This is a genomic window from Mitsuokella jalaludinii DSM 13811 (assembly GCF_000702905.1).
Lineage (GTDB): Bacteria > Bacillota > Negativicutes > Selenomonadales > Selenomonadaceae > Mitsuokella > Mitsuokella jalaludinii.
In genome coordinates this window covers 1-1618 of the sequence record NZ_JNKR01000063.1, presented here as the reverse complement: position 1 = coordinate 1618, position 1618 = coordinate 1, and the positions used below count along the sequence as shown (strand labels likewise).

Here is a 1618-nt window from a genome sequence, read left to right as displayed (position 1 = left end):
GGATAAACGCTGAAAGCATCTAAGCGTGAAGCCCGTCCCGAGATGAAGTATCTCATAGCACAAGCTAGTAAGACACCTTGAAGAAGACAAGGTTGATAGGGTAGATGTGGAAGTGCTGCAAGGCATGAAGCTGACTACTACTAATATGTCGAGGGCTTAACTAGAGAACTGGAGTGTTCGCAGAGTAATTTCTTCTGTATAGTTTTGAATGTGCAAGCATTCAAATAGAATATCCGGTGATGATGCCTGAATGGTTCCACCTGTTCCCATACCGAACACAGTAGTTAAGCATTCAGAGGCCGAAAGTACTTGTCTGGAGACGGACTGGGAGGATAGGAAGTTGCCGGTTTCATTCCTCGATAGCTCAGCCGGTAGAGCACCTGACTGTTAATCAGGCTGTCGCAGGTTCGAATCCTGCTCGAGGAGCCAATTTTACAAACCCCTGGGGTGATTGGGGTATAGCCAAGTCGGTTAAGGCACGGGACTTTGACTCCCGCATTCGTTGGTTCGAGTCCAACTACCCCAGCCAGTGCGGTTCACTAGCTCAGTTGGCAGAGCACCTGACTTTTAATCAGGGTGTCCCGGGTTCGAATCCCGGGTGAGCCACCATTTTATATAAAGGTCCACTTGATTTTTTCTTGGCGCCATCGTCAAGCGGTTAAGACACCGCCCTTTCACGGCGGGTTCATGGGTTCGAATCCCATTGGCGTCACCATCATCATGACTCACTAGCTCAACTGGCAGAGCAACTGACTCTTAATCAGTAGGTTCACGGTTCGATTCCGTGGTGGGTCACCATTTTATGGGCGATTAGCTCAGCTGGGAGAGCGCTTGCCTTACAAGCAAGATGTCAGCAGTTCGATCCTGTTATCGCCCACCATTAAAACCTGATTTTATACGGCCCGGTAGTTTAGTTGGTTAGAATGCCGCCCTGTCACGGCGGAGGTCATGGGTTCAAGTCCCATTCGGGTCGCCACTTGTTTATTGCACAGTAATGTGTTATAATATTATCTAACTTGTGAAATGCCTCGGTAGCTCAGTCGGTAGAGCAGGGGACTGAAAATCCCCGTGTCAGTGGTTCGATTCCGCTCTGAGGCACCATTTTTCAAGCTGGTGTAGCTCAATTGGTAGAGCAGCTGACTTGTAATCAGCAGGTTGGGGGTTCAATTCCTCTCGCCAGCTCCACTTTGCATTATGCGGGTGTAGCTCAATGGTAGAGCTCCAGCCTTCCAAGCTGATCACGTGGGTTCGATTCCCATCACCCGCTCCATTAGTCAGCAATTTGATACTGCCGGGGTGGCGGAACTGGCAGACGCAACGGACTTAAAATCCGTCGGTTGGAAACAACCGTACCGGTTCGATTCCGGTCCTCGGCACCACCAATTGTATCAATACCTCTCATTTTCATATTACGCGGTCGTGGCGGAATGGCAGACGCGCTAGCTTCAGGCGCTAGTGATGGCAACATCATGGAGGTTCAAGTCCTCTCGACCGCACCATCAAAAATCTTCATATTGTATCATGCGGTCGTGGCGGAATTGGCAGACGCGCTACTTTGAGGGGGTAGTGTTCACAAGACGTATGGGTTCAAGTCCCATCGACCGCACCATTTGCTTAA

Annotated in this window: 13 tRNA genes and 2 rRNA genes; all 15 read left to right on the top strand. The window is 50.0% G+C overall.

Going from position 1 to position 1618, the window contains the following annotated elements:
• Positions 1-164: ribosomal RNA gene (locus T518_RS11265) — 23S ribosomal RNA — on the top strand; the annotation flags it as partial.
• A gap of 68 nt (positions 165-232) precedes the next feature.
• Positions 233-349, top strand: a 5S ribosomal RNA gene (rrf, locus tag T518_RS11260).
• Positions 350-353: 4 nt separating this feature from the next.
• Positions 354-429 (top strand) — tRNA-Asn (locus T518_RS11255).
• A 23-nt stretch (positions 430-452) separates the two neighbouring features.
• Positions 453-529 (top strand) — tRNA-Gln (locus T518_RS11250).
• 4 nt (positions 530-533) lie between these two features.
• Positions 534-609 (top strand) — tRNA-Lys (locus T518_RS11245).
• Between the two features lie 31 nt (positions 610-640).
• Positions 641-715 (top strand) — tRNA-Glu (locus T518_RS11240).
• A gap of 7 nt (positions 716-722) precedes the next feature.
• Positions 723-798, top strand: a tRNA-Lys gene (locus T518_RS11235).
• Between the two features lie 6 nt (positions 799-804).
• A tRNA-Val gene (locus T518_RS11230) sits at positions 805-880 on the top strand.
• 19 nt (positions 881-899) lie between these two features.
• Positions 900-976: transfer RNA gene (locus T518_RS11225), tRNA-Asp, on the top strand.
• A 49-nt stretch (positions 977-1025) separates the two neighbouring features.
• Positions 1026-1101, top strand: a tRNA-Phe gene (locus T518_RS11220).
• A gap of 8 nt (positions 1102-1109) precedes the next feature.
• A tRNA-Thr gene (locus T518_RS11215) sits at positions 1110-1185 on the top strand.
• A gap of 11 nt (positions 1186-1196) precedes the next feature.
• Positions 1197-1270, top strand: a tRNA-Gly gene (locus tag T518_RS11210).
• A 20-nt stretch (positions 1271-1290) separates the two neighbouring features.
• Positions 1291-1379, top strand: a tRNA-Leu gene (locus T518_RS11205).
• A 34-nt stretch (positions 1380-1413) separates the two neighbouring features.
• Positions 1414-1499: transfer RNA gene (locus T518_RS11200), tRNA-Leu, on the top strand.
• A gap of 24 nt (positions 1500-1523) precedes the next feature.
• A tRNA-Leu gene (locus tag T518_RS11195) sits at positions 1524-1609 on the top strand.
• Positions 1610-1618: the final 9 nt, after the last annotated feature.